Annotated in this window: 8 protein-coding genes; 5 read left to right on the top strand and 3 right to left on the bottom strand. The window is 69.8% G+C overall.

The window, feature by feature from the left end; translation table 11 throughout:
- Nucleotides 1-208 precede the first annotated feature (208 nt).
- On the bottom strand, nt 209-820 hold the full coding sequence (locus AB0C30_RS58970; protein WP_357962242.1) for a TetR/AcrR family transcriptional regulator C-terminal domain-containing protein: 612 nt from the start codon (nt 818-820) through the stop codon (nt 209-211).
- On the bottom strand, nt 817-1,251 hold the full coding sequence (locus AB0C30_RS58965; RefSeq protein WP_357962239.1) for a hypothetical protein: 435 nt from the start codon (nt 1,249-1,251) through the stop codon (nt 817-819). Before AB0C30_RS58965 ends, AB0C30_RS58970 begins: the two co-directional genes overlap by 4 nt.
- Nucleotides 1,252-1,359: 108 nt before the next feature.
- Between AB0C30_RS58965 and AB0C30_RS58960 the strand changes: the two genes are divergently transcribed.
- The 4 genes from AB0C30_RS58960 (at nt 1,360) to AB0C30_RS58945 (ending at nt 5,090) form a co-directional block, all read left to right on the top strand.
- A complete protein-coding gene (locus AB0C30_RS58960; protein ID WP_357962248.1) occupies nt 1,360-1,902 on the top strand; it encodes an RNA 2'-phosphotransferase in 543 nt (180 codons plus the stop codon).
- A gap of 76 nt (nt 1,903-1,978) precedes the next feature.
- On the top strand, nt 1,979-3,454 hold the full coding sequence (locus AB0C30_RS58955) for a serine hydrolase domain-containing protein (RefSeq protein WP_357962236.1): 1,476 nt from the start codon (nt 1,979-1,981) through the stop codon (nt 3,452-3,454).
- The gene (locus AB0C30_RS58950; protein ID WP_357962233.1) at nt 3,451-4,443 is read left to right on the top strand and encodes a histidine kinase; all 993 of its coding nucleotides are present in this window, start codon (nt 3,451-3,453) and stop codon (nt 4,441-4,443) included. The genes AB0C30_RS58955 and AB0C30_RS58950 overlap by 4 nt, the downstream gene beginning before the upstream one ends.
- A complete protein-coding gene (locus tag AB0C30_RS58945; RefSeq protein WP_357962230.1) occupies nt 4,440-5,090 on the top strand; it encodes a response regulator transcription factor in 651 nt (216 codons plus the stop codon). Before AB0C30_RS58950 ends, AB0C30_RS58945 begins: the two co-directional genes overlap by 4 nt.
- Here the strand turns inward: AB0C30_RS58945 and AB0C30_RS58940 are convergent.
- A complete protein-coding gene (locus AB0C30_RS58940) occupies nt 5,079-5,552 on the bottom strand; it encodes an Lrp/AsnC family transcriptional regulator (protein WP_357962227.1) in 474 nt (157 codons plus the stop codon). The genes AB0C30_RS58945 and AB0C30_RS58940 overlap by 12 nt on opposite strands.
- Before the next feature lie 104 nt (nt 5,553-5,656).
- On the opposite strand from AB0C30_RS58940, the gene AB0C30_RS58935 reads away from it, so the two are divergent.
- Entirely contained in the window at nt 5,657-6,808 is a 1,152-nt protein-coding gene (locus tag AB0C30_RS58935; protein ID WP_357962224.1) for an amino acid permease, read from the top strand.
- Nucleotides 6,809-6,891: the final 83 nt, after the last annotated feature.

Genomic DNA, 6,891 nt, shown 5'->3' with positions numbered 1-6,891 from the left:
GGTCCGCCCCCAGGAAGTCACGCAGGATCTCCACCGCCAGTTGAGGGCGATCGGCGAACAGCTTGATGAGAGTGTCATGTCGGGGGGACGGCATGGCACTCATTGTTACATTGCAAGCGCGCAAAGTGACGGCTATTCGCATACCTTCGGGCATGGCCCGCTGTCCGGGCCCTGCCGTGACATGCGTACAGGTGGCGCGAGCGCGTGGTCAACGCCCTCGGCCGAGCTCTCCCTCAAAACCCGACACCATGGCTCGCAGCCCCGCCTCGAACCACTGGTCATAGAACGCCACCGCAGTCTCCGCCGGTGGTTCGGGGGTGTTGGTGCCCGGTGGGGTGCCGACCTGGGCCAAAGCGTGGCCCAGGACATAGACGGCTACCGACTGGATCGCGGTGAGTGCGTCCTGACGTGGGATTCCCGCTGCCTCGAAGCGGTTCAGTAGCCCGGCCAGCAGTTCCAGGCCCAGGTCGATGTCCACCGGGTGGGTGGCCAGCAGGGGCACGGCGTGCGGATGGCCGAGCAGCATCCGGCGGTAGGAATCCGCGAACCGGGCCAGCGCCCCGGGCCACGGCAGGCCGGCATCGAGGTCGATCACCGCCTCGGCGAACAGGTGGTCGACCATTGCGGCGAGCACCGCGTCCCGGTTCGGCAGGTGACGATACAGGGACATGGCCGCGACCCCGAGCTGGGTGCCGAGGCGGCGCATGGTGAGCGCGTCGAGCCCCTCGGCGTCCAGTACCTCGATGGCCGCGGCCACGATCCGTTCGCGGGTCAGGACGGCTGGGCGTCCCCTGCCGCGCCGGGGTGCGGGCTCGTTCATCCGGTCAGCGTAGCGATCAGCGTGGTGGCCAGCATGAGCAGGGACAGAGCGCCCACGACCAGGTGCTGAACGTCTACCACCACGTCATGTCCCTCGGTCGGCAGGATCTTGAGCGTCCGGCCGTACTCGCGCTGATACGTCTCCCGCTGCGCGGCCGTGGCGGTGCCGAAGTAGGGGAGCCACCAGTTCCGCAGGTGTCCGCCGACTATGAGCACGCAGAGTGCGGTCGCGGCGAGCAGCGACCAGGTCTGGTGCAGCGCGACCCCGGCCGCGATCAGTAACGGGAACGGGTAGTTGATGCACGCCGCGAGCACGCGCTGTCCGACGTTGCCGGGCCGGAGGTCGTTCAGCGGGAACATCGGCACCCACTCGGTCACGACGAGCCAGCCGAGCCAGACGAGCGGGACGATGATCGCGATGGTGGTGGTCATGGTGCGGCCTCCTGGTCGATTTTGAATACGTTGTAAGCTTACGTCGTACACAAAATCAACTCAATAGGGTTGCCGGGGATCGGGCCGCTGCGACATGCTCGGGAGATGATTGACGATCGGCGTATGGTGCGGATCTCCAAATACCTGTCCAAGCACCTGCGTCACGAGCCCGAGCGGATCGGGATCGAGCTGGACGAGCGCGGATGGGTGGACGTCGACGTCTTCCTCCGGGCCGCCGCCTCCCATGGATTCCGGATCGACCCGGCCGATCTGCACCGGGTCGTGGCGGGCAACGACAAGCAGCGGTTCGCCCTTGAGAACGGCAGGATCCGCGCGAACCAGGGGCATTCCATCGAGGTCGACCTGGACCTGCCGGTGGCGACGCCGCCCGCGTACCTGTACCACGGCACGGTGGCGAAGAGCCTGCCCGCGATCCGGGCCGAGGGGCTGCGGCCGATGAACCGCCACCACGTCCACCTGTCGCCCGACCGCGGGACGGCGATGCGCGTGGGGGCGCGGCGGGGCAAGCCGGTGGTCCTGACGGTGGACGCCGGGGCGATGCACGAAGCGGGACACGAGTTCCGGGTCAGCGCCAACGGGGTGTGGCTGGTGGATGAGGCACCACCGACGTATCTCGGCTTCCCCGACTGACATCAGACTTTCGTCAGGGGTGGTCCTGGACGGTCGGCGGATCTTTTCCTGGCCGCCAATTCCTACCGTCGTCACCATGAAACGCAAGCTCATCGGCGTCCTGGCGGCGACAACGGCGCTGACCCTCGCCCTGACCGCGCCCGCCGCCGGCTCGACTGTACGGGCGGCGCCGACCCCGGCCGCCATCGACGCCTACCTCACCAAGGTCGTGGAGTCCACCGGGCTACCGGGCATGTCCGTCGTGGTCACCCATAACGACCAAGTGATCCACGCCGCCGGCTACGGCCAAGGCTCCGACGGCAAGCCCGTCACCGCCGACACCCCCATGCGCGTCGCCTCCGTCAGCAAGTCGTTCACCGCCATGGCCGTGATGACACTGGTCGACGCGGGCAAGATCAAGCTGGACGGATCGGTCGCCGAGCAGCTGCCCGGCTTCCAGCTGGCGGACCCGCGCGGCGCGGCGATCACCGTACGTCAGCTGCTCAACCAGACCTCAGGCCTGTCCGACACCACCCTCGACATCAACGCCCTGGAGGAGACCACCTCCCTCGCCCAGTACGTGGACCGGCTCAAGACCGGCGCGCTCGCCACCGACCCCGGCACCCACTGGGCGTACTGCAACGCCAACTACGACCTGGCCGCCCGCCTGGTCGAGGTCGCGAGCGGGCAGAGCTTCGACGACTACTTGAAGCAGCACGTCTTCGCCCCGCTCGGCATGCCCCACAGCGCCCTGCGGAGTGAGGCGGTCCGGCCGTCGGACGGCTACAACTCGGTGTTCGGCGCCTGGCTGGCGCGCCCCGAACTGCCCGGGTTCCTCGACGGCAGCGGCTCCGGCGGGGTCATCACCACCGCCGCCGACATGGGCGCCTGGCTGATCAACCAGAACGGGAAGGGCAAACCGCTCGTCACCCCCCAAAGCCTGCGGACGATGCACACCCCGTCCAAGGTCAGCGACTACGGCATGGGCTGGAGCCGCGACAGCGACACCAAGCTGCTCGTGCACTCCGGCAACCTGTTCACCTACACCGCCGTCGAGGCGATCTCCCCTGAGACCGGATACGGCTTCGCGGTCATGACCAACAGCGCGTCCCTCACCGACGACACGTACGCCGTCGCCACGGGTCTGTTCGCGATGACCCAGGGGCGGACGCCGGAGCTGCCGGGCGGTGGGCGGCAGACGTTCGAGCTGGTACTGGGCCTCATCGGACTGGCCGCCATCGGGCTGGGCATCCTGGGCGTGTGGCGGTCACGACGCTGGGCGGCCAAGCGGGCGGGACGTCCCGGGTGGCGGGTCGCGCTGCGGATGGTGCCGGTGCTGCTGCCGGCCGTGGTGCTGGCGGCGTACCCGGACCTGATCTCGTTCATCTCGAACGGGCGGACGATCACCTGGGCCCAGCTCACCTACTTCGCCGCACCGTTGACGATCACCCTGGCGGTCGCGGCGCTGGCGGGAGTGGCCACGGCGGCGATGCGGATCGTCCGGCTGCGGGAGCGCAAGGCTGACCCGATTCCGCAGGTCATCCCGTCTGAGTCGATAAGGTCTGGTAGGTGAGAAACGGCGCGATTCTGGCGGTGGTCGCGGGGATCAGCCTGGTCAACGGGCTGTACCTCGACCACATCCCGACCTGGCGGCAGTTGCTGTTCGCGGTCATCGCCGTGGTCGCCTACCTGCACGGCAGACATCTTCCGGTACGCCGGGACTGGCTGGTCCTGGGCGCGGTCGCGATACCCGGTGTCGTGGAGCTGGGGGTGAGTCTCTGGGACGGGGTGGGCGCGCTGATGGCCATGGCGCTGTTCGCGGTGCTCCCCTGGCTGGCGGGGCGCTTCCGGCGGCAGCAGGCGGAGCTGGTCGAGGCGGGCCGGCAGCGGGTCGGTCAGCTGGAGCGGGAGCAGCAGTACACCGCCGAGCGCGTCAAACTGCATGAACGCGCCCGCATCGCCGCCGACATGCACGATTCGCTCGGGCACGAGCTGGCGCTGATCGCGCTGCGGGCCGGGGCTCTGGAGCTGGCGGCCGACATGAACGAGACGAACCGGGAGGCGGCCGCCCAGCTGCGCGCCTCGGCGGTCACGGCGACCGACCGGCTGCGCCGTACCATCGGGGTGCTGCGGGACTCGGGCGGCGCCCCCACGGACCCACCGGACGAGTCGATAGAGACGCTGGTGGAGCGGGCCGGGCGGGCCGGCATGGCGGTGACCTTGCACCGCGACGAGCGCTCGGCGGTCCTGCCGCCGCTGCTGGACCGGGCCGCGCACCGGGTGACGCAGGAGTCCCTGACCAACGCCGCCCGGTACGCGCCGGGCGCCGATGTCCGTGTCACCATCGAACGCCGCGCCGACACGGTCACCGTCACGGTCGCCAACGCACCCCCGCCTGCAAAACAAGCGCCGTCCACGACAGGTGGCGGCGGGACCGGGCTGGCGAGCCTGCGCGAACGCGTACGGCTGCTGGGCGGCACGCTGGAGGCCGGCCCTCATAAGACGGGATTCACCGTCACGGCCCGGTTGCCATGGCCGAAAGACACAGGGGAGAGCGGATGATCCGGGTGCTGCTGGCCGACGACGAGCCCATGGTCCGGGCCGGGGTGAAGTCGATCCTGGCCACCGACGCGGGCATCGAGATCGTCGCCGAGGCCGCCGACGGCAGGGAGGCCGTCGAGCTGGCCCTGGCGCACCGCCCGGACGTGGCGATGCTCGACATCCGCATGCCCCGCCTCGACGGCCTGTCCGCCGCCGCCGAGCTGCGCGCCGCGCTTCCTGAGGTGGCGGTGGTCATGCTGACCACGTTCGACGAGCGCGAGTACGTCGCCAGGGCGCTCGCGGAAGGCGCGGGCGGCTTCCTGCTCAAGGCCGCCGACCCGCGCGAGCTGATCATCGGCGTCCGGGCGGTCGCGGGCGGCGCGGCGTACCTATCACCGCGCATCGCCCACCAGGTGATCGCCGAGCTGAACGACGGCAGGCTCACCCGGAACACCACCGCCCGCAAGCGGACCGAATCCCTCACGCCCCGCGAACGCGAGGTGCTGGCCCTCGTCGGCCGCGGCCTGTCCAACCAGGACATCGGCCGCGAGCTGTTCGTGTCGGAAGGCACGGTCAAGGCCCACGTCAGCGCCATCCTCCTGCGCCTGGAGGTGAACAACCGGGTCCAGGCCGCGATCATGGCCTATGAGGCGGGGCTAATGAGCTGACTCGTCGTATGGCAGCAGGCTCGGCGCGGTGTTGTGCACCTGCTGGAAGATGACCGACGTACGGAACCCGGCGATCTCTCGCCGCTTGCTGAGCCGGTCGAGCAGGAAGGCGTGCAGGTGGTCCAGGTCCTGGACCGCCACGTGCAGCAGGAAGTCGTCCCCGCCCGCCAGGACGAACACGCTCAGCACCTCCGGCTGCTCGGCCGCCGACTGCTTGAACGTCTCGATGACGGTCCTGCTCAGCGGGCGGACCTGGACCGAGACGAGCGCCTGGACGCTGCGGTTCAGTGCCGCCGGGGCGATGTCGGCGTGGTAGCCGCGGATGACGCCGCGCCGTGTGAGGGCGCGGACGCGTTCCAGACAGGTGGAGGGGGCGACGCCCAGCTGTCTGGCCAGTTCCCGGTTCGATTGCCGCGCATCCGTTTGAAGAAGCCGAATGATTCCCGAATCAAGTTCATCCACGGCGGCATTATGTCGCCAGAACCGGCCAAATGTTCGCCAGAAGGCTCCTAAGAACACGCATCCGGTTACTTTCAGCGGATATGTCGCAACAAACGAAAGGGCACTTGAGCGCAGGTCAGGGCACGGCGATGCTGCTGGGCGGCGTACTCGGACCGGGCATGCTGGTGCTGCCCCAACTGGCCGCCGAGGCTGCGGGCCCGGCGTCGATCCTGGCCTGGGTGGGCCTGCTGGCGCTGAGCGCACCGGTGGCGATCACCTTCGCCACGCTCGGCACCCACTACCCGAACGGCGGCGGCGTGGCCGCCTTCACAGGTATCGCGTTCGGCGGGCGGGTCGCCGCGGTGGTCGGCTGGTGGTTCTACGGCGCCGTCCCCATCGGCATCGTGGCCGGCGCGCAGGTGGGCGCGGTCTATGTGGCCAACACCCTGGGCGTGGACAAGACCGTCGCCGCCGCCACCCTGCTCGCCGCCGCCTTCCTCGCCAACGCCGCGGGCCTGCGCACCTCGGGACGGCTGCAGGTGGCCATGGTGCTCCTGCTGATCGCGCTCCTCGCGACGGCCGTCGGCACCGCCGCGCCGCACGCCAGTGCCGCCAACTTCACCCCGTTCGCCCCGTACGGCATGGCGGGCGTGATCTCCGCGGCCGGAGTGCTCTTCTTCGCCTTCGTCGGCTGGGAGGCCGCCACCCATCTGTCGGCGGAGATCACCGACATCAGGAGGGCCACCACGGTGACCCTGATCGTGATCTCCGTTCTCTACCTGAGCGTCTCCATCACCTCGATCGCCGTCCTGGGCCGATCGGCACCGCTGTCCGCCCTGCTGGAGACCGGCATCGGCGCCGCGGCCGGCCCGATCATCACCGCGGCGGCCATAGCCCTCACCTTCGGCGCCATCAACACCTACATAGCCGGCGCCGCCCGCCTGGGCGCGTCCATGGCCGGGAGCGGATCCCTGCCGCCCTGGTTCGCGAAGGGCCGAACCCCCCATCGCAGCCTGGCCCTTCTGGCGGCCCTGACCGCCCTGATCATGTTGCTGCCGGCGGACCTGGACACCCTCATGAGAGCCACCTCGGCCTGCCTGGCCGCGGTGACCACGGCAGGCGTGGCGGCGGCCGTCCGCATCCTGCCGCCGGGCAGGCCGCGCAACACGGCCATCGCGGCAACCGCCCTGTCATGCATAGCCCTGGCCTGCTGCGGCACATATCTAGCAGTACCGGCGGCGCTGTCGCTGATGGCCCTGCCGGCGGCAAAGCCGTAACGACTGGAAGCCCGAAACCGGGTGCGGCGGGTGGCGGGCAACCCGCGCTTGTCGTACAAGAAAGGGAAAGAGACCCCTCACCG

Source organism: Nonomuraea sp. NPDC048901 (assembly GCF_040649695.1).
In the GTDB taxonomy this organism is placed as follows: Bacteria; Actinomycetota; Actinomycetes; order Streptosporangiales; family Streptosporangiaceae; genus Nonomuraea.
Note: the sequence above shows the minus strand (reverse complement) of the source record. Positions and strands in the feature narration are given on the sequence as shown.